General features: G+C 42.1%; 24 protein-coding genes. 4 read left to right on the top strand and 20 right to left on the bottom strand.

Annotated elements, in window-relative coordinates:
* Positions 1 to 60 precede the first annotated feature (60 nt).
* Positions 61 to 1,083, bottom strand: a complete 1,023-nt coding sequence (locus MHI55_RS12865; RefSeq protein ID WP_017689009.1) for an ABC transporter substrate-binding protein — start codon at positions 1,081 to 1,083, stop codon at positions 61 to 63.
* A gap of 243 nt (positions 1,084 to 1,326) precedes the next feature.
* On the opposite strand from MHI55_RS12865, the gene MHI55_RS12860 reads away from it, so the two are divergent.
* From MHI55_RS12860 to MHI55_RS12850, 3 genes are read left to right on the top strand one after another with little or no spacing between them, the layout of a single operon-like run.
* Positions 1,327 to 3,138 carry a sensor histidine kinase gene (locus MHI55_RS12860; RefSeq protein ID WP_340390171.1) on the top strand — a complete coding sequence of 604 codons (1,812 nt, stop codon included), beginning with the start codon at positions 1,327 to 1,329 and terminating at the stop codon, positions 3,136 to 3,138.
* Between the two features lie 5 nt (positions 3,139 to 3,143).
* Positions 3,144 to 4,733, top strand: coding sequence for a response regulator (locus MHI55_RS12855; RefSeq protein WP_340390595.1), 1,590 nt, complete (start codon positions 3,144 to 3,146; stop codon positions 4,731 to 4,733).
* Positions 4,726 to 5,691: a substrate-binding domain-containing protein gene (locus tag MHI55_RS12850; RefSeq protein WP_340390170.1), complete on the top strand. Its 966-nt coding sequence runs from the start codon at positions 4,726 to 4,728 to the stop codon at positions 5,689 to 5,691. The genes MHI55_RS12855 and MHI55_RS12850 overlap by 8 nt, the downstream gene beginning before the upstream one ends.
* Before the next feature lie 135 nt (positions 5,692 to 5,826).
* On the opposite strand, the gene MHI55_RS12845 is transcribed toward MHI55_RS12850, so the two are convergent.
* The 8 genes from MHI55_RS12845 to MHI55_RS12810 form a co-directional block, all read right to left on the bottom strand.
* Positions 5,827 to 6,351 carry a GNAT family protein gene (locus MHI55_RS12845; protein ID WP_340390168.1) on the bottom strand — a complete coding sequence of 175 codons (525 nt, stop codon included), beginning with the start codon at positions 6,349 to 6,351 and terminating at the stop codon, positions 5,827 to 5,829.
* A 37-nt stretch (positions 6,352 to 6,388) separates the two neighbouring features.
* Positions 6,389 to 6,712 carry a hypothetical protein gene (locus MHI55_RS12840; RefSeq protein WP_076249734.1) on the bottom strand — a complete coding sequence of 108 codons (324 nt, stop codon included), beginning with the start codon at positions 6,710 to 6,712 and terminating at the stop codon, positions 6,389 to 6,391.
* A 45-nt stretch (positions 6,713 to 6,757) separates the two neighbouring features.
* Positions 6,758 to 7,204, bottom strand: coding sequence for a GNAT family N-acetyltransferase (locus MHI55_RS12835; protein WP_083684234.1), 447 nt, complete (start codon positions 7,202 to 7,204; stop codon positions 6,758 to 6,760).
* 179 nt (positions 7,205 to 7,383) lie between these two features.
* Positions 7,384 to 8,211, bottom strand: a complete 828-nt coding sequence (locus MHI55_RS12830; protein WP_179087823.1) for an aminoglycoside phosphotransferase family protein — start codon at positions 8,209 to 8,211, stop codon at positions 7,384 to 7,386.
* A gap of 75 nt (positions 8,212 to 8,286) precedes the next feature.
* Positions 8,287 to 9,219, bottom strand: a complete 933-nt coding sequence (locus MHI55_RS12825) for a hypothetical protein (protein ID WP_340390166.1) — start codon at positions 9,217 to 9,219, stop codon at positions 8,287 to 8,289.
* A gap of 34 nt (positions 9,220 to 9,253) precedes the next feature.
* Complete coding sequence (locus MHI55_RS12820; protein WP_076249738.1) at positions 9,254 to 10,081, bottom strand: methyltransferase domain-containing protein; 828 nt, start codon at positions 10,079 to 10,081, stop codon at positions 9,254 to 9,256.
* A gap of 44 nt (positions 10,082 to 10,125) precedes the next feature.
* Positions 10,126 to 10,440 carry a hypothetical protein gene (locus tag MHI55_RS12815; protein WP_340390164.1) on the bottom strand — a complete coding sequence of 105 codons (315 nt, stop codon included), beginning with the start codon at positions 10,438 to 10,440 and terminating at the stop codon, positions 10,126 to 10,128.
* Entirely contained in the window at positions 10,409 to 10,888 is a 480-nt protein-coding gene (locus tag MHI55_RS12810; protein WP_340390162.1) for an rRNA adenine N-6-methyltransferase family protein, read from the bottom strand. Before MHI55_RS12810 ends, MHI55_RS12815 begins: the two co-directional genes overlap by 32 nt.
* 157 nt (positions 10,889 to 11,045) lie before the next feature.
* On the opposite strand from MHI55_RS12810, the gene MHI55_RS12805 reads away from it, so the two are divergent.
* Positions 11,046 to 11,495 carry a DUF1569 domain-containing protein gene (locus MHI55_RS12805; protein ID WP_076249741.1) on the top strand — a complete coding sequence of 150 codons (450 nt, stop codon included), beginning with the start codon at positions 11,046 to 11,048 and terminating at the stop codon, positions 11,493 to 11,495.
* Between the two features lie 359 nt (positions 11,496 to 11,854).
* On the opposite strand, the gene MHI55_RS12800 is transcribed toward MHI55_RS12805, so the two are convergent.
* The 11 genes from MHI55_RS12800 to MHI55_RS12750 all read right to left on the bottom strand — a co-directional run bounded on the left by MHI55_RS12800 (position 11,855) and on the right by MHI55_RS12750 (position 18,745).
* Positions 11,855 to 12,136, bottom strand: coding sequence for a hypothetical protein (locus MHI55_RS12800; RefSeq protein WP_083684236.1), 282 nt, complete (start codon positions 12,134 to 12,136; stop codon positions 11,855 to 11,857).
* Between the two features lie 48 nt (positions 12,137 to 12,184).
* Positions 12,185 to 13,120: an acetamidase/formamidase family protein gene (locus MHI55_RS12795; protein ID WP_101313452.1), complete on the bottom strand. Its 936-nt coding sequence runs from the start codon at positions 13,118 to 13,120 to the stop codon at positions 12,185 to 12,187.
* 87 nt (positions 13,121 to 13,207) lie between these two features.
* A complete protein-coding gene (locus MHI55_RS12790) occupies positions 13,208 to 13,687 on the bottom strand; it encodes a DinB family protein (RefSeq protein WP_076249742.1) in 480 nt (159 codons plus the stop codon).
* A 36-nt stretch (positions 13,688 to 13,723) separates the two neighbouring features.
* The gene (locus tag MHI55_RS12785; RefSeq protein WP_179087827.1) at positions 13,724 to 14,521 is read right to left on the bottom strand and encodes an AAC(3) family N-acetyltransferase; all 798 of its coding nucleotides are present in this window, start codon (positions 14,519 to 14,521) and stop codon (positions 13,724 to 13,726) included.
* A gap of 84 nt (positions 14,522 to 14,605) precedes the next feature.
* Positions 14,606 to 15,145: an AAA family ATPase gene (locus tag MHI55_RS12780; RefSeq protein WP_076249744.1), complete on the bottom strand. Its 540-nt coding sequence runs from the start codon at positions 15,143 to 15,145 to the stop codon at positions 14,606 to 14,608.
* A 54-nt stretch (positions 15,146 to 15,199) separates the two neighbouring features.
* A complete protein-coding gene (locus MHI55_RS12775) occupies positions 15,200 to 15,682 on the bottom strand; it encodes a DinB family protein (RefSeq protein ID WP_076249745.1) in 483 nt (160 codons plus the stop codon).
* 31 nt (positions 15,683 to 15,713) lie between these two features.
* Positions 15,714 to 16,370, bottom strand: coding sequence for a DUF4367 domain-containing protein (locus MHI55_RS12770; protein WP_076249746.1), 657 nt, complete (start codon positions 16,368 to 16,370; stop codon positions 15,714 to 15,716).
* A gap of 41 nt (positions 16,371 to 16,411) precedes the next feature.
* Positions 16,412 to 16,966: a helicase gene (locus MHI55_RS12765; RefSeq protein ID WP_076249747.1), complete on the bottom strand. Its 555-nt coding sequence runs from the start codon at positions 16,964 to 16,966 to the stop codon at positions 16,412 to 16,414.
* Positions 16,967 to 17,088: 122 nt separating this feature from the next.
* Entirely contained in the window at positions 17,089 to 17,484 is a 396-nt protein-coding gene (locus tag MHI55_RS12760) for a VOC family protein (protein WP_076249748.1), read from the bottom strand.
* 33 nt (positions 17,485 to 17,517) lie between these two features.
* The gene (locus MHI55_RS12755; protein ID WP_256719969.1) at positions 17,518 to 18,045 is read right to left on the bottom strand and encodes a YfiT family bacillithiol transferase; all 528 of its coding nucleotides are present in this window, start codon (positions 18,043 to 18,045) and stop codon (positions 17,518 to 17,520) included.
* Between the two features lie 298 nt (positions 18,046 to 18,343).
* On the bottom strand, positions 18,344 to 18,745 hold the full coding sequence (locus MHI55_RS12750) for an NUDIX hydrolase (RefSeq protein ID WP_076249749.1): 402 nt from the start codon (positions 18,743 to 18,745) through the stop codon (positions 18,344 to 18,346).
* Between the last annotated feature and the right edge of the window lie 22 nt (positions 18,746 to 18,767).

Genomic DNA, 18,767 nt, shown 5'->3' with positions numbered 1-18,767 from the left:
AAAGTCATTTAGCGACAGCCTGGTCGAAAAATGACTTTTCGGTGTTATACGAATCTGCTTTTAATATTCACGTGTTGGCAATGCTTCTTTGGCTTGCTCCGATGTGAAGGTCGTCTCATCCGTAACGATTCGGGGTTCGATGTCTTTCCCGTCCACTACCGATTGAACCGCTTCCATTAATTGAGGTCCTAACAACGGATTACATTCAACGATAAAGTTGATTTTGCCATCAGCAGCAGCCTGCATACCATCCTTCACGGCATCCACAGAGATAATGGTAATATCTACGCCTGGTTTCAATCCTGCCGCTTCAATGGCCTGGATTGCCCCAAGTGCCATATCGTCATTATGTGCATAGAGAACATCTATTTTTTTATGTGCTTTGAGGAAAGCTTGCATGACTTCTTTGCCTTTGGCACGTGTAAAGTCACCCGATTGTGAAGCAATCACTTTAAGCTTCGAATTGGAAGCAATCAATTCCATAAAGCCCTCTTGACGGTCATTCGCTGGCGCGGAGCCTGTTGTACCCTGCAGCTCAACAATGTTGATTTCGTCTTGTGTGTCCTTGTATTGGTCACTAAGCCACTGACCTGCTTTGCGTCCTTCTTCTACAAAGTCGGAACCAATAAAGGTTTTGTAGAGGGTTTTATCCGGGGAATCCACAGCACGGTCCGTCAAAATCACGGGAATTCCTGCATCCTTCGCTTCCTTCAATACGGTATCCCAACCGGATTCTACAACAGGGGAAAAAGCAATCACCGTCACCTTCTGCTGTATGAAGGATCGCAAAGCTTTAATTTGATTTTCCTGCTTCTGCTGCGCATCGGAGAATTTCAAATCATAACCCGCTTCTTTGGCTGAATCCTGAATCGACTTGGTATTCGCCGAACGCCAGCCACTCTCCGCACCAACCTGCGAAAAACCAAGCGTAATTGTTTTGGCGCTGGCAGGTGTACTGCCATTCCCACTCGTTGAAGTTTCATTATCGGAGCCTGCTCCTCCATTCGTACTGCTACATGCCGTGCTGACCAGCATCACCATAGCCAATGTTATGGCAAGTCCCCACTTTTTTTTGGTTCGCATGTTGTGATCCTCCCTTTTTTCGTTTCACCTTGTGGTGTGACCACATTATAGAACGCTTTCATTCCAAGCTTATATGGAGTCTCATACTTTATTTATGTAATAATTTAGTAATTTCAAAAAATGGAGTTTAAAAAGTGTAATTTCTTTGTTTAATTGTGTAGTATTTAGCGATTCTCTTACATATTAGAAAATCATGTTATACTAATGATACATTTTTGATCCCTTCAGATGGAGTGGAATACGTTGAAACTCATTCAATGGATTGCTTCAAGCCTCAGGCTTAAATTACTCAGCATGTTTATTATCCTCAGTTTAGTGCCATTGATCGTGGTTGGATTGATTTCTTACCACAAATCCTATACGGTCGTATCCAATCATAACAAGGCCTCGACACAGCTGGTTGCCGACCAGCTTGCCAGGAACATTGACATCTTGTTTGAGGATACGGAACGGCTGCTCGAACTGGGCAAGAACCCGCAAGTGCTTCAATACTTGTATTCTCAATCGGAGTCCTACCCGGAAGCCAAAGCCATCCTTCAGACATACAATCTTTATCGGGAAACCTACAAGTATGACAAGGTACTTAATATCTCGTTCGTGAATTTCTATGGAAAAGGCATAAGTGAACGAAAAGGCGTGTTCAAGCTGGAACGAAATCCGCTGCGTAACCCGTACTTCAAGTATCTAATACAGTATCCGGATGCCATTCTGCGCATCCCTCATTCTGCAGCCTATGCCGAATATAACAGGCTGGATGGGTTTGCTTACCCCAAACAGAATGCGCTTTCAATTATAACCACGGTCAAAGAGCGGATTACGCATGAGGTCATCGGGTTCATAGTAATTGATTTGAATGATTCGTTCATTGATGATTTTTTGACGAATACCCCCATTAAGGATTCCGGTTTTTTCTATATTAGTGATCAATACGGAAATACACTCTTCAGGCCGGATGTCACCCCGGCATCCATAACCATGATGGATCAGATCCGATCGGTCCCTTTACATCTACAGCACGACAGCTTTATCCTGTCTGCAGGATCCAAACCCCAGTTTGTTGTATACAGCACCTCAAAACAGACCGGATGGAAAATGATCGGGGTAGCTCCTTATCAGGAAATCATTGCAGAGGCCAATAGCATTCGCCAATTGATCATCATTACGGTTTTGTTAAGTGCTTTCTTTGCGATATCGTTATATTTTTTCCTGAATAACCGACTGATTCTTCCCATCCGGATTCTGATGAACAAGATGCGTAAAGCTGCAAACGGTTACTTGGAAGCCAAAGTCACACCACACGGCTCGGACGAAATTGCTGATCTGGGCAAAAGTTTCAATGTGATGCTGGATAAGCTCAAAATGCTAATCGAAAAGAGCATTCGAGAGAATGAACAGGTGAGAATAGCTGAACTACGTACGCTGCAAGCTCAGATCAACCCTCATTTCCTGTATAACACGTTGGAATCCATCCTATGGATGGCTGAAGCAGAGAAAAAAGAAAATGTAATCAAACTTGTGCAGGCCCTCTCGAAGTTCTTTCGTTTGAGTCTGAACAAAGGATTCGACTGGGTATCCATTCAAACCGAGCTTGAACATGCGCGAAGTTACTTGGTTATTCAACAGATGAGGTACCACGATATTCTCACCTACGAGATCAGCGTTGATCGTGAGCTTCAGGATTATCCCATTTTGAAGATGACGCTGCAGCCCCTGATTGAAAACGCGCTCTACCATGGGATCAAGAACAAGCGCGGTCAAGGGCTGATATCCATACACGGATATGTAGAGGACAATAGCATCATTCTCACCGTACAGGACAACGGAATTGGCATGTCTGCTGATCGATTGGCACAATTACGTGAAGAGCTGGAGAAGCCGGCCGGTTCCCGTTCACTCCAAGATGACGAGCAGGAAGGCGGATTTGGTCTGCTCAATGTACATCACCGGATTCGACTCTATTTCGGACCAGCTTATGGCGTTGAAATGGAAAGTACGTATATGGAAGGCAGCACATTTATGATTCGTATCCCCAAAAGCAAGGAGGTTAACCGTTGAAAAAGGTGATGATTGTGGATGACGAAATTGGAATTCGGGAGAATATACGGAGCTGCATTGATTGGGAAAAGGAAGGTTTTCACTATTGCGGGGATGCACCCGACGGCGAGCTTGCGTTACCTTTAATTCATGAATGGGCTCCGGATATTCTGATTACGGATATTAAAATGCCATTTATGAACGGATTGGAACTGACCTCCATCGTTCGTACTCAACAACCTGATATCAAAATCATTATCATGAGCGGTCATGATGAATTCAGCTATGCCCAGGAGGCTATCCGACTTGGTGTGACCGAGTACTGTCTAAAGCCCATTAGTGCAGCAGAGCTAATCCAAATGCTTCATAAGGTCAGCAAACAAATGGATGAAGAACATCAACGCATGACAAACCGAACGATCACCAAAGAAAAACTGCTGGCCGATCTGTGCGGAGGACTCATCGGTACAACCGATGCGATTGAATCAGCCAAACAACTCTCACTTCCACTCTCGGCCCGGTATTATACAATTGTCATTATCGACGTTCGATTAACAGATGACTCCCGGGACCCGGAATCCCTGATGAAGAAGCTGCTTCCCATACTGGAGGAAACTCGTGATCCCCACGTTGAACTTCTTCCTTATATTCGAAGCCGGACCGAGTTGGTGCTTCTGCTCAAGTATCACTCCGATGACAGCATATCCGTATATCTGGAGCAGCTTCGCGGGCGGGTTCGTATGGAACTTGAGCATACGTTCAAATGTAATATTATTCTGGGCATTGGCAGTCAACAGGAGCGGCTGCAAGGAATTCATGTCTCGTATCTGGAAGCGGAGGAGGATAAATATATTAATCGACTCACCCTTCAGAACAGAGCTTCTCTACATGAAATTAACCTGGATGAGCAAACGACTCTTTTTCTCGACAGGAATTCGTTTCTTGAATTTCTCAAAATCGGCAGCCCCAATCTGCGTGACCATTTTGTGCAAGAGTTTGCTGCTCCATTACAGTCCTTCGACTGGAAGTCCTCCTCGTATGGCTTCTATCTGTTGAATGATCTTACGCTGGAGTCGTTCCGGCTCGCGAATCAGTTGTTCCGCATGAGTGACCATTCGGATGAGAACATTACTTCCCTGCAACAGACGATTCGGAAGATTACGTGCTGGGAGGATTGTACCCAATATCTGTGTTCCCTGCTTAACCTGTTATGGCAGAGAAGAGCAGCGTGCTCTGGAAAATACAGTGATGTCATTGATCAGGTGAAAGCCTATGTATCCCGTGAATACAATAACGAACAGGTCTCGTTGAAGATGATTTCTGCACACGTCAGAATCAGTCCAAGTCATCTAAGCAAGATTTTCAGTCAGGAAACTGGTCAAACGATAACGGAGTATTTAACCCAGATTCGAATCGGCAAAGCCAAGGAGCTGCTGAAAACAACCAACAACAAAACCTTTGAGATTGCTTACAAAGTTGGTTACAATGACTCTCACTATTTTTCTAATATATTCAAGAAAACAACAGGTTTTACGCCAAGAGAATACCGCACTCAAGGAACCGAGGCATCGCAGGCCAGACCATCAGATATGAGAAAAGAGCCAATGTATGAATAAAGCCAGATTTGCACTTTTACTTACACTAATACTTCTGTTCCCGATGATCATTTCATCCGGTTCGGCACACATTCACCCACAACAGATGGCTGCAGCACTTCCTGCGACTTCACATGTAGAGAAATCTGCAGCGAGCAAAACTTTCGGTATTATCTATCCAATGACGTATCCAACATATGAGATGATCACGAAGGATGCAACGGAGTATGCAGGGAAACACAATATCACGTTAATTGTAAACGCCCCTGATGAAGCCAATACCGAACAACAGATCCGTATCATGGAGAATATGATCAAACAGCATGTGGACGGGATAGCTATATCTCCTGTGGATGCTACTGCACTTACACCCGTTATTGATGCAGCCCAAGCCGCGGGTATTCCTGTCATTACATTTGAGTCAGATGTCCCATCCAGTCATCGAATCGCTTATGTGGGCGCCGATAACTATCGCACTGGCCAGCAGTTCGCGATGACGACTACAAGACTTCTGCATAATCAAGGCATGATTCTTGTCGAGAATGGTTTGGAGGAGATGCAAGGTTTGCAGCAGCGGCTTAATGGATTCATTGATTACATCCGCAGTGAAACAGACATCGAGATCTTGGAAGTTCGTTATCATCAAGGGAATGAAGATCAAGCCATGTCCGATATGGAGAACATGATTCAGGCTCACCCTCACTTCAATGCAATTATCGGGCTCGATTTTGTTTCTGTCTCTGCCTCTACCCTGATCTGGAAAGCAAAAGGCCTTAACCGGCATTTAATCGCGTTCGGTGATAGCCCGACTAGTGAAAACGGGTTGCTCAACGGTCAATTGTCTGCCGTTATTTCGCAGAATGAAGGAGTCTGGGGTGCCAAAATGATGGAGACCCTGTTACTCTCTAGCGACGGTGTGCCTGTGGAGGAATTTATTGATACGGGGATCATTGAAATAAACAAGGAAGCAATTAATTAAAGGGATGTCCTCCTGTCATTCTGATGACAGGAGGACATCCCCATTTAAATTTTCGTACACGTAGTTATTACATCCGTTCATCGAAGTGTTTCTCAAGAAAGATGACTCTCAAGTATGATGATCCTTTTTAAAAAGTCATTTTTTCCATTCGTTTTCTAATATGCTCATCTCGATTAGATTCCAGAAGGTATCTTCGTATCTTCTCGCATCACGAATAAGTCCTTCTTGTACAAAGCCCGCTTTTTCATAACATCGGATGGCTGAGACATTAAAATCAAATACGCCCAGACTGATCCGGTGTAACTTCTCCTCTTCAAATCCAATTCGAAGTGCCTCATCGATCATTTGCTTCCCATAACCTTTACCCTGATATGGCTTGCCAAGAAGCACCTTACCGATACGCCCTGAACGATTATATCGATCGATACCACCAAGAGCAATATGACCTACAATCTCCTGAGTTGATTCATCCATCACTTTATAAATGAACTTATTTGAAGTGTTCTTATCATTGGCACCATGCAAATAATCCGATAGCTGCTCTCTGGAAAGTGGATAATGGAACTGAGGGCCGGCCCACTGGAGCAAAAATGCTTCATCCCCACTCCATTCGATCAGTTGATCAAAATCTTCCGGTTCAAAGTATTGGAATGTAATCATGTGTATCCGCCCCTTCTTTTTTATGTCATATCATATCCTATTTCAGTTCTCTTGTGTCGTCATGATTATGAGTTTCATCAAACGCTCTGTTTCTTATATTCATTTCACGAATGTAGTTTCTGACAACATTCATTGTACTAATTAAACAGATAACTCCACCCAAAATACATATCGCGCCTATCCAATAATTCAGTGCAAAATTCACTTGATAAGCACTCGAATCATAACTGCCAGCTGCTGCTGACTGGAATGCTGTATACCCTAGCTTGGGAATTACCTCTTCAATCATTTTCGAGATTGTAATAATCACAATTCCTAACATGATAAAGAGTAATGAGAAAATAATGTGTACACGCTTCAAAGACAAATTACCTCCTTTACAATCCAAATCGCTTGTGATTTGGCACTACTTGCATCTTAGAAGCCGAACGACTTCGCCATCAATCAGCCCTTCACTTACGCTGTGAAAACCAAGTGATTCATACAGATTTTCGGCGATACCATTTTCCGGCCTGTGTCCAATCATGATGCGTTTGCAATTCTGCGATTCTTTCATTAGATCAATTAACTTCCTCAATGCTTCTCTTCCATAATCTCTGCCCTGATATTTTGTATCTATCATTAGAGCAAGAAGCCAGTAGTTATCCTCATGATCCGCCTTATCTGAGTACACGGCAAAACCAACCAGATCCGAATCAAAATAGATGGCCATGGGTCGAAAATCGGTCACAACCTTGGATTCAGCAATCCAATATACAACCGGCGCGGGAAAACTTTTTTTCTGTTCTTCCGTTACATTCAGTTGAGTACATGCATACCAATTATCCACCGATACACGTTTTAAATGAATCATTATTTGAAATTCCTCCTTGTGAAAATTACACAGAGGAATCCCCCGGAACTCTTCCTTGGGTCCCTGCGCTAGACAAAAACACCTCTTGCAACTTCATTTCTTCTACTCGGATTCGTATTGTTTCTCATATCACATCACTCCTCTCACGTATATCTCAGCGTTTCAACGAAATTTCACGATTAAGACTTGTTAAAGCTCGCTTGCAGTGTCCATTCTAATCTGCGGAGCCATTCCCTATGTACATCTGGATGAGCATTCTTGATTCGGTGCATGATCTGTATTACTTTGGATGTGGAATATGCCCGAATTAGATCATTTGTTACATCAATATTTGTACGTTCTGTATATGCATTTAAGAAGACTTCTGACAGATCCTTTGCCATGTGAGGGTAATGAAGATGCACAAACCAGACCACCCATGCGATATCAAACAACGGATTGCCCCATCCTGCCCACTCCCAGTCCAAAATGAACATTGAATCGTTGGATAACATGACATTATGTGGTCCGTAATCTCCGTGAATCAGAGTTTGCTCCCCATGATCGGAAATGTCCAACACTTCTTTTACCATGCTTTTGATTCCGGAGGGTACAAACTTAAGTTCCTCCACATCATTAGCGGACTTCGTTATGACTGGCAGCTCTGCTTCGCAGTCACCTCGTTTGATTGTGTGCACGTCTCTGGCGAGATATATACCAAGTTGCTCATAAATTTTCCTGCCTTGGTCACGTCCATCTTGATCCAGCAGCCTCTGTGCATTTATTCCTGGAGCATAATCCATCATAACAAACAGCCAGTTTTCTTTTTCAAAGCAATCATGCACTCGCGGAGTCACGCCAGAATGATTTAACAACCTTAGCGCGCTTATTTCTGTCCTTGCATCTGTATTTTCTACATGATAGATTTTAGCAATCATCTGCGGATCAGTTCCCTCAAGTAAAAGGGTCGTATTGGTATAACCACCTGTTAGTTTAACAATGTTCACATTCGGAAATCTGTTTAACAAGATGTCATGGTTCACTTCATGCATTCCTTCTTTCTTAGTCCTTGAAGTTCAGTCCTCTTTTAGACAACCTCAAACCTAATCTTCGATCTCTGAAAGCATAGGGCTATGTTTAATCAGTTCAGCGATTTCAAAAGATTTATTGGCACCTAACACTTCCCTAACAGCTTCAACCCCCTCTGACTTCCAGACCGAACAGACATATTTAGAAAAAGCATACCCATTCAAAGCATATCCATTGTCCTGTAGCCGTCTCAATAACCCCACACTTTCCTCTACCTTTTCAATATCTGTCAAAATACATGCCAGATTGTTCATCGCGATGTGAACATCTCTCTGTGAGTTACTGGATGAATTCAATTGTCTCCAGCTACCTACAACTTCCTGATTTTTTATTTGATCTAATGCTGACCAGTCGATCTTGTTTATCAAATTCAGCGTTTCATCCAGAAGCAGATTTACTTCTCTAACCTCCCCAACATGATACAGATAGGCCAGACGCTGTTTGTTATATGTAATCCGGGCAAAAAGAATATTGGACCATGTCTCATCTTCTTGTATAAGCTGGTTCATATTTTCAAGCACACTGTCCATTTCACTGTATCTCTCCAAAACCCAAAGCGAACCACCCAAAGCCCGATGGCTCTCGAATCGAACACCTCGGTTGGTATCCAACTTCGGAGCATTATCGCAAGCATATTGGTACCAGTCCATCCAATGATCAAAGTAGTTCCCCAGAGATAACGACAACGCTTGTGTCGAATCCGAAACAATCCAGTGTAACTGCTCCGGAGCGAGGTTTTCTTTCCCCCATTCGAAGAATTCCCGGTGATTGGCATAAAGCGGTTCCGGCTCTCTTAACAAGGCATAACCATCTGAAACATTCCAGTAGACCCAGCCTCGTTCATGGACAGACAATTTCCTGGATTGTTCGTAGTTTTTCAGTAACTCAATCATACCCTGATGATCGCCTCGAACTACTAATTCCTGAAAAGAATGAACGATATTCATCCCCATTCTCCGTCCCTAATTAGTTTCAACCCAGCTATGTCAATGGCTTCGTGCCGCAAGCTGTAATGAAATTCATCATGGCATAGGCTTCCGGCGAATGATTTATCGCTTCAGAAGCTTGTTGCAGCTGAGCAAATTCCTCCGAACTGATCACACCTTTTTCAGCAAAATGTACAAAACGATTAAGATTAAACTGCTGCTTAAACCCTTCTATGCCTAACAGATCACTATGTTGAAGGACAGAATCAATGTCAACATCGATGTATCCGCTCTCAGAAAGGAGACGCGGCAGACTTCTGCCAATTAAACGATTACCGCCGTGTTGTGCTACATAGTCCGAAATTTTCATTAATACCGTATGCAAAGCAGGAACATCAGGATTCACTGCTCCAAAAACGCCGTCATCCACATCAATAATGGCAAGACGGCCGCCAGGCTTCAGTACACGATATATCTCTTGTGCAGCTTCGTCAGGATTGTTCAAATGAAGAAAGATAAGTCTTGCCACGACAAAATCAAAAGAATCATCAGGCAGATCCATCTGGTAGATGGAAGACTCTACAAATTGTAATCGCTTGGAAGGAATATCTTTCAGCCGTTCTTTGGCTTGTGCTTGCAGTGAACGATCAATCTCAAGTGAAGTAAGCTCGCTGTCCGGCAGATTGTTCAATAGTTGCTCTGTAATGTAACCTGGTCCGCTTCCGACCTCCAATACACGCATTCCATTTTTCAAACCATACCACTCTAGATTTCGAAATTCTTTGGACCACCCCATTATCGCCTGCATCTTTAACCTCTCTAATTCCTCTTGTAAACTTAACACTGCCGTTTGGATACTGTATGTTGAACGCGGATTACTCATATATTCCCTCCTGTTCTTCTGTGGAAAAATAAAAACATATATCCTTAGACCTTTTTCTTCCCTAGAAAAAGGGCAACCTTATGTTGTTTCTCTATCGTTCCACCTGCAGCATCAATGGAATGTTTGATTCGCTCTAGAAGTGAACGCCGAACATCAATAGAAAGCTGCTGATGTTTGGAATTGGTATTTAACAGCGTGACATACTCTTCGCTGGAACAGGACTGTATCCAGTTATACTCCTTAACCTCAATATCCGTGAACATGCCAGATTTTTCTGTTATTTCTTTACGCTCCTGGATAACTTCATCTGGCGAAGGATATTGAGAATCATCCAGATGAGGGGCTAATGCGAATTTCATTGTGCAGCTGGTCATAGACCGGTACATGAATCGTCCAGAAAAGTCCAATGCCGCCTGTATTCTCTAGCAATTCCCAAGCCCGGTGGTAACCGACCTCCGGATCAATGAAGTGAAAGGCCGTTCCTGACACAATCAATTGAAATCGCTTTCCTTCGTTATTCCAGTCCTCAAAGGAAGTGTTGATTACTTGAATCGATGGATATGATTTGAATTTGTCTGCGGTGAACTGTGCCAAGTTGTTGCCTAATTCAATACACGTGATGTTTGTATAATCCTTGCTCACCAATCCGCCTGTGGCCTGCCCCGTTCCGCAGCCAATCTCAAGAATGGAACCCTCTTTACTAAGATTCAGGTATGTAAAAATCTCATCAAACATTTCACTCGGATAAAGGGGTCTATATCGTTCATATTCATGTGTTACGAGATTAAACGTTTCCTTATTTTCCAAGTTCGCATCCTCCGATTTCAATTGTGATTTTCCTATAACACATTGACTAAACTTACCATATCTTATTATTCTTGATAGTAAGAGGATAAACCTTTCAATAAGAGAATGATGATAGTTTAAGTTCAAATTTTATATCCTGGAGGAATGAGGTGTTCTTGTGAAAAGTATATTTGATACGATGAATGCTGCTGAAATTACAGAGCGCATGGATCAACTTAGTGAAAAATCCATCCCTGAATGGGGCACGATGCAGGTCTCTCAAATGCTGGCTCACTGTTCAGCATTTCATGATATCCCCTTAGGAAATGCTTTTCCACCTAGAGGATTACTTGGAAGACTTATAGGACGGTTCGCAAAACCAATGTTTTATAATGACAAGCCCTTGCCCCATAATATGTCTACGATCCCGACAATCATTATTGATGACCAACGACAGTTTATGGCAGAAAAAGAAAAGCTTGAGCAGCAGATTAATATCTTTCAACAAGGTGCTTCAGAAAATTTCTCCCGCCACCCCCATCCCTTCTTCGGAAAATTAACAGCCGAGCAATGGGGTAAGGGCATATACAAGCATTTAGATCATCATCTAAAGCAATTTGGAGTTTAGCGGTTATGCACGGTGTGCCAGTTATGCATGCTGTTCTATTACTGTTTCTGGATTACATTCTAAATTAGCAATGACTCAACTTCATTAACCCAATCTCCTTCTTCGTCAGCCAGTAAAGTCTTCCAACCAAGTAGCTTAGCAGAATGTAAATTTTTCTCTTGATCATCTATAAATAGAACCTCTTCTCCAGCTGCCAGGAGGGTTTTGACCCGTTGGTATATCTCAATCTCAGGTTTGCATAAACCCACTTGATTAGAGATGGTTACACTTTTGGTAAATGAGCTTAAACAGCTCAGATTCGGCTCAATCCATTCCTTACAATGATTGCTGAGTAGATGGATATCTGCGAACTCACTCCATCACTCAAGGTATTGAGCGGCTGGTAAGGGAACAATTGAATTGTATAAGATGTCCTTCGCTCGGCTTATTGATAATTCGGGATACATCTCCTTCAACGATTGCCAGAACTCTTCTTCCCTCATCATTCCTGTCCAGAGCTTTCGTTTGATTCCTGCAAAATGTACTTTCAAAGATTCTGCCGATAGGTTGGTTTCCTCACTCATATCTTTCCAGCACGTCAACGACATATTACTTAACAAAACCCCTGCGATATCTAAAACGATCTGTGGTCTGCCTTTCATTTTATCGACCCCCGAGTTCAACTAATACGACGTATAACAGGCCTTAAGTCACTTAAAAGCGTCATGCGGAAGGACAGCATGCACACCCTTAACGCCATTCACAATTTGGGTGATACGCAGGTCAATTACCGCGCTTCCAAGTGCAATCGCTTCCACTCGATCTAGTCCATACAACTCACCCATCAGATTGAGCATCCCGTCTAATGCTTCAACCGTAGCCTCATTCAGATCTTCATGAAAACCGAAGGTAATCCAGCCGGATGGCGTATGTGCACGAGGATTGGTCAAAATCATATCATCAATCACATTAAGCGTGACATCCACCACTTTCATCGGACATTCAATGGCCTGACAGCTGACTTCACCGTCTCCCTGCAGTGCATGACCATCACCAATCGCGAGATAACCCCCGTCTACGGGGATAGGTAAATATAATTTACTTCCCTGCACCAGTTCCTTGCAGTCGATGTTTCCTCCACAATAGCGAGGTGGCCAAGTCGTATGAATCCCACCTGAATCTGGCGGCATGCCCACTACACCCATAAACGGCGAGAGAGATACAGTGAAGGACTTTCCTTTTATTTCACAGGTTCCATTCATCGTTTGGCGATCAAGTGTCCAGTTCAGCGACAGTTCTTCAATCTCTGTTAGATGTAACTTCTGGTTCTGCCAGTTCGGATATTCGCCAGCGGAAGTAAACCCGTAACTCCCGGGTACGATCTCATTAAAAACAATCTCCAACGTCTGTCCTTGCTTCGCCTCATCGATATAGATCGGACCGATTAAGGCATGACCTCCATCTTTTTCACCTTGACGATCAAAAGGTTTCATGCGTTCCGCATAACTCACCCCTGTTCCCCAGCCCGCATCCAGCGTCTGAAAACGAATAGAGTCACCAGATTTCACGCTCAAAATGGGAGTTACCTCATTGGTAAATGAACCAATCAGATTTTCCTGAGTTAATTCAATTGTATGAGTACTCACTACAATCCCTCCCTGGTTTGGGATACATATTATATTCAAAGCAAGCAACATGCTGTGTTCCGTGTCACCCCCTGCCTGCTAAATCCTTTATGCTTCAAGGTTGGCAAGATATTTCTTCAACGGTTCCATATGATGCTGGTCATGCCATATAAAATCTTTAAGGTATTGGGGAATATAAAATACGTTCCCCTCTGCGTCCAAATACGTCTGATGAAGCTGTTCCTCCGATAACCCTCGAATGTCATTCATAATTTTATGGCGGTACGTGATAGCCTTGTTTACGATTTCGGACGTCTCTGTGCGGTTACTAAATTCAATAGCTTTGCGATTAAACTCTTCAAAATTCATATGTTTCAACGTAACTGGCTGCTTCAGAGCAATCTTCTCAATCGCTTCCTTGTAAAAATATCGGTCCCATAACATGATATGACTGACGATGGATTTTATCGTCCATTTCCCTTCTTCCATACTGGAATTCCAGGTCTTCTCTTCAAGATGATTCATCGTCTTGACAAACAACGCCCATTCTTCAAAATTTTGAAGCAAATGTTCAATCTCTTTAGTCATGATTACATTTCCCCCTTCTATCTTTTTTGAAATGATTCACTGCTCGATATGTTCTCTTCGGTTACGATTCATCCATCCCAAAGCATAATCAACCATCTCTCTTTGGGGTATCAGATAACTCACAGATTCCCCTACCATTCCTTCGGTAACAGCGTTAGTCTGGATCTTAAACTCATTAAAAATCAATTCAAAATCATCTGATTCATTGTTAATATCATCGTATGTAGTCCATTGCTCAATTCCATCCACCAGCATTTTTACTCCCCAGACTTTTGGCTTAACAAATGAATTCTGCTGTTTATATTCGGCCAGGTGCAAGGAGGTGTTACTATTTTCAGGCGCACCAAGTAACAGAATGTATCCACTCAAATCATAGATTTTTCCTAGCGGAGATTTCTCATTTAATGCATAATGCAAGTTGTGATCTTCCATTATCCGTTTGGCCTCTTTCCCCCAGGCAGCAAAAGACATATGCGGATGTGAGCTTCGAAACACACCATCTTGCCTCCGAAACACCTCAGAAATGATACCCATATACGAGGTTGGGGTTAAATCAGGATAATAAATAGGCATATTGTCTTTGATGAACTCAATTTCCGCTGAGGACAGGTTCGCGTCATGCTCTGAAGGTTCACAAAGATGTTCTGTTTGAGTGGGCATGACAATGGTTCCATTGGTTCCAACGGCTTCTTCCAGAGCTAAAATAACACTTACCGGGCCGCCTATAACCTTACCTATTGCTTTGAAGGAGGAATGAACGATTATCGTCATGCCCTCCCTTATCCCCATTGACTTTAAATCATGAACTATACTTTTTCTTGTTTGTAACTCCATTGAAATCCTCATTTAATCCTCCAGACTAAAGCAGACAAAGTTATTACTAGATATCGATTCCGCTACAGCTTCGTAATATAATTTTTACATATTTTTCAATGGTTCATGATGGTTCTTGAACAGCGCTGCAATAATCTTCTCTGCACATTCTTCCGGTGTGTTCATACTTGTATCAATCGAATAGCTATAGTTGATGTGTTTAGCCATAATTTGATGTTGCTCATCCGATTGCTCTTCTCTGCGATCACCACGCTCAATTTTACGCTGACGACAGATATCGAGAGGACAGTGCAGTTCAACGATATCCAGTGGATACCCTTCAAAAATCTGTTTGACTTGTTCATAATGCGGCGCGAGCTCCGGTCTTTCCACAAGAATGCCATCAATCAGAACATGCTTTCCATGGTCTGAAAATACTTTTGCCGTATGATACATCATTACTATCGCTTCACTCAGATACTTCCAGTAATCCGTCTGAAGATGTTTATCACCAATCGTATTTTCAAATAAATCATTAGCCACAACATAGAAAAACGGATCATCGTATGATTGCATCGCCTCTACAATTGAAGTTTTACCAGAGCTGGTTACACCGTTCAAAAATATAATTTTGCCTTTTTCCATGATAGTCATCTTCCTTTGCTTAAGTATAATTTCATAAATGTAATACAGCGTGTACTACGTGTGTTTCATTGATTTTTTGAGCAGCATGATCTGGCCAATATGATAGGCGTTATGAATACATAGATTTGATACAATTCCCCACCATGGCGCGTTGAAATAGGTAGGGATTTCACGGGTCAATTTATGTTCTTCACTATCTTCGAGTGCCCTGTTCCAATCACTAAACACGGTTTTCAGTCTATGTAATGTCTTGCGCCACTCCACATCATTCAGGTTAGACGTATCTATCTCGAATGTATCCTCATTATTCACTGAATTCTGCCCGTTGACCTGTTCGGCAATATATCTCTCAAGCCACTTCTCATTCCAGAAAATAAGATGATTGACGATCGCCCAAATGGAATGCTCTCCCTCATTCTTTACATAAGAGGCTTCCGCCGCATTGAGGTCTGTCAAAATATCATGAAGTGGAATAAACCAGCTCTTGTCATGATAACAGGCGTTTAATTGGTCTATGAGAATAGCTTTGTAACTCATCGTTGCACCTCACTCAGATTAACATCATCATTTATCCGTTCATTGACTTCGCAATCTTCATCACAAGATCTTCTGACATGTTTCTACCATTGATCTCGTATTGCAACGCCTTCCCATGCATATCCTCTTCGATCCATATCAATTGGGAAGTTTCGTTATTGAAAATATAAAATGCTTGGACGCCACGTATGGCTACCTGTTTAACCTTAGTACCATCATGATCAGACAATGCGATCCGGCTCTTTGTTGTCCCGAAAATATTAAGTTTATAACCACCGTATTCTTTATACGTTATGCTGATGCCCACAACCTTCTTATTGGGCTTCAGGTCTCGTATCACTACATTTCTACCTGACCTGTTACTTTCTTCAATCATTTCATCGATTTCTTGCGGAGTAAAATTATCAAATCCATAAAATACATGAATGGCATCTATATCAGAATCAATCGGAAATTTCGGCTGCCATGGAGAATAATGTTTCTGCAATTGTTCCAAACCGTCTTCCCATGGAATAGCTGCATAATTGGTCTGTTGCGTGAATTGGTTCTCTGTAACATCTGCGGTGTATATCGCCTTCCCTTCACCAGGCTTTAAGTCAATGACTATCCGGTCAATCGCATTATCATTGCGTAAGGATTCAATTTGAATTTTTCCAAGCACATCTCCGCTTTTGTTTTTGATATCCATTGGTCCTTCACTCCTTTGCTTTCAAAACATCTTCCTGATCCTCATACAATAGAAAGCCGAGCCCTACAGAAGATAAAGCGATCATGAGGACTCCAAATATGCAAATGGTCGGCAAGATATCCTCGTAACCATAACTTGTCGTTTAATCGTCTGAGATAAAAACCTTTTGGAAATTCATTATCCTCCGTAAGGGCTGCAGATGCTATGGTAATGGAGCCGGACGGAGCTTTGTTACCCTCTGAAATATTGGTAGAACATATCTCGGGCTGATCCAAATATTGCATTCTTAGATAAGGTCCTAACTCAACCGGACAACATTCTAACCCAAGATCATTTGCTCTTCGAAAGAGCTGAAAAGTCGTAGCACCATCTGAAAATCCAAGTTGTCTGACGGTCAACTCAACCGTTTGCAAGCTTTGCTTTGTACCGGAAACTACAAATCTCTCATCATTTAACAACTGTTCTCCATATTTATTTAATAAAATAGAGTGTTGGTCCAGTTTCTGAATAAGCTCTGGCTTTGTTAAACCGCCAACGTCAACTATTCTAATTTCAACTGCGCAATCAGGGTATACTTTTTCGTCTTCAATCAACATTTGTATCTCCCTAATCTAGTTTTCTTATAATTGACTTTATATTTAAAACGCAGTCACTCATCTAGTTCTGAATCCGTTTACATACAAATGCTCAGTAAATGATAGCAGCAAACCAAGGCTCCTCAGAAATTCAATTCACAATCACGGTGTTCCCACACATCAAACAAGTTACCGTCCAGATCTTCTAACACAAAAAACTTCCCATACTGTCCCTCATCACTAACAGCCCCTACTTTCACATTCTCTGATGTTAAGTAGTCATGTAAAGAACCAATGTCATCAGTGAAAAATGTAATGACCCATCTCTTTTTCTGATGCACTTCAAATGTCGCTCGTGTTTCATTGTCGCTTTGAATCAAGTCCAAAATTGGGCGATCACCCCGAAATAAACTCAAATATCCTTCGCGTTGGTGGCGAATGTTAAATCCAAAATGCTTTACAAACCAGGCAGCTGACAATTCCAAATCTTTCACTGGAATTACATTATATGCTATGCCTAGAATTCTTCCTTTCCCCATTATGTTACCTCCACACTTGAAATGTATAAAACCCTACCACCCTTGCGATGTTATACAAGATTTAATTTGAGCAATATGATGCTGCCCGTGCCATACAAATCTTTGAATCGCGATATCCAATGTAATTGCACCTAACACTTCTGTTCGGAGTGTTCGTCTAAACTGATCGGGATGTAAACCAAGCAGCAGAGTGAGAAATCGCTTGTGCAGTATCTCCATCAGCAAAATTGAATCTTCGATGGGCGTATTCCTGTAATCAAGTAATGATGCCCATAAATCCTCTCGATATGAGCTTGCCATCGGTTCCTCTTCAGTTAACGCTCTCTTAAATCTGATATAAGCGTTCATGTCATTGTCCGCAAGGTGGTGCACAATCTGTGTAATCGTCCAACCGCCATCACGATAAGGAATACAAAGTTGATCATCATTGAGATGTTGTGTAATCTCTCTTAAGGTTTTCGTAATTCCGGGAATTTGACGAATGATGTGGATTCGGTCCTCATTAGAGAATTTAAGACTTGGCTCAAAGTGTCCTATCGGAAAGCGTACATTTTCATCCAAGGTTGACCACCTCTCCATTTCTCTACTATAGAACCAAATCATATCCAATATAACCCACAATGTTCCATTTGCGAAGTGTAAAAGCAAAAAAAGAAGCAACCTGTATTCTCGGGCTGCTCCTTATATTAGACTACTCTCATATCTGTATTTTGATTAGAAACTACCGCAATTAAACCTGAGTTACAAAGGTACAATTATATAAAAATCGCCCCTATCTTAGGTAGAATGGTGTTTGACTAGAACATCACCAACCAAGATAGGAGCGGCTTTAAGGTGGAGTCTACCATAATGAGTGACCTTATTCTGAAAATTCAATCAAAAAAGGATGGCTTTTCTCATCTAATGCATTATGAATTCTTTCATAGAAATTCCCCCATGTTATCATTTGCCCAGCTTCTTCTAAAGTAAAGTAGCCCACTTCTTCACTTTCATCACTGGTAGTTAAAGCTCCACCAATCGGTTTTCCAGTAAATATATTGTTGCATACACCGCGCGTTATGTTCTGATACAAACCACAAAATTTAATTAATTCAATGTCAATCCCTGTTTCCTCTTTCACTTCTCGAACTGCTGCCTGCCTAATAGTCTCTCCTTCTTCAACACAACCTTGAGGCATTTCCCAACCTCTTCGACCTTTCATGAGTAAAATCTCATTATGTTCATTGATAACGATTACACTTGCAGAAACAATAAATTTCATTCTAATTCCTCCTATGTTGGTT

The organism is Paenibacillus sp. FSL E2-0151, assembly GCF_037993015.1.
Lineage (GTDB): Bacteria > Bacillota > Bacilli > Paenibacillales > Paenibacillaceae > Paenibacillus > Paenibacillus amylolyticus.
The sequence above is the reverse complement of the archived record's forward strand: the minus strand, read 5'-3'. Positions and strand labels throughout refer to the sequence as shown.

Bases quoted from the DNA above. Each gene is read 5' to 3' on its own strand.
- MHI55_RS12820 (WP_076249738.1), bottom strand. From the start codon at position 10,081: ATGAGTAATCCGCGTTCAACATACAGTATCCAAACGGCAGTGTTAAGT.
- MHI55_RS12800 (WP_083684236.1), bottom strand. From the start codon at position 12,136: ATGAAAGGCAGACCACAGATCGTTTTAGATATCGCAGGGGTTTTGTTA.
- MHI55_RS12780 (WP_076249744.1), bottom strand. From the start codon at position 15,145: ATGGAAAAAGGCAAAATTATATTTTTGAACGGTGTAACCAGCTCTGGT.
- MHI55_RS12815 (WP_340390164.1), bottom strand. From the start codon at position 10,440: ATGAAATTCGCATTAGCCCCTCATCTGGATGATTCTCAATATCCTTCG.
- MHI55_RS12760 (WP_076249748.1), bottom strand. From the start codon at position 17,484: ATGGGGAAAGGAAGAATTCTAGGCATAGCATATAATGTAATTCCAGTG.
- MHI55_RS12825 (WP_340390166.1), bottom strand. From the start codon at position 9,219: ATGAATATCGTTCATTCTTTTCAGGAATTAGTAGTTCGAGGCGATCAT.
- MHI55_RS12770 (WP_076249746.1), bottom strand. From the start codon at position 16,370: ATGGATATCAAAAACAAAAGCGGAGATGTGCTTGGAAAAATTCAAATT.
- MHI55_RS12835 (WP_083684234.1), bottom strand. From the start codon at position 7,204: ATGATTCATTTAAAACGTGTATCGGTGGATAATTGGTATGCATGTACT.
- MHI55_RS12765 (WP_076249747.1), bottom strand. From the start codon at position 16,966: ATGTTGATTGAAGACGAAAAAGTATACCCTGATTGCGCAGTTGAAATT.
- MHI55_RS12775 (WP_076249745.1), bottom strand. From the start codon at position 15,682: ATGAGTTACAAAGCTATTCTCATAGACCAATTAAACGCCTGTTATCAT.
- MHI55_RS12785 (WP_179087827.1), bottom strand. From the start codon at position 14,521: ATGGAGTTACAAACAAGAAAAAGTATAGTTCATGATTTAAAGTCAATG.
- MHI55_RS12790 (WP_076249742.1), bottom strand. From the start codon at position 13,687: ATGACTAAAGAGATTGAACATTTGCTTCAAAATTTTGAAGAATGGGCG.
- MHI55_RS12850 (WP_340390170.1), top strand. From the start codon at position 4,726: ATGAATAAAGCCAGATTTGCACTTTTACTTACACTAATACTTCTGTTC.
- MHI55_RS12865 (WP_017689009.1), bottom strand. From the start codon at position 1,083: ATGCGAACCAAAAAAAAGTGGGGACTTGCCATAACATTGGCTATGGTG.
- MHI55_RS12750 (WP_076249749.1), bottom strand. From the start codon at position 18,745: ATGAAATTTATTGTTTCTGCAAGTGTAATCGTTATCAATGAACATAAT.
- MHI55_RS12845 (WP_340390168.1), bottom strand. From the start codon at position 6,351: ATGATTACATTCCAATACTTTGAACCGGAAGATTTTGATCAACTGATC.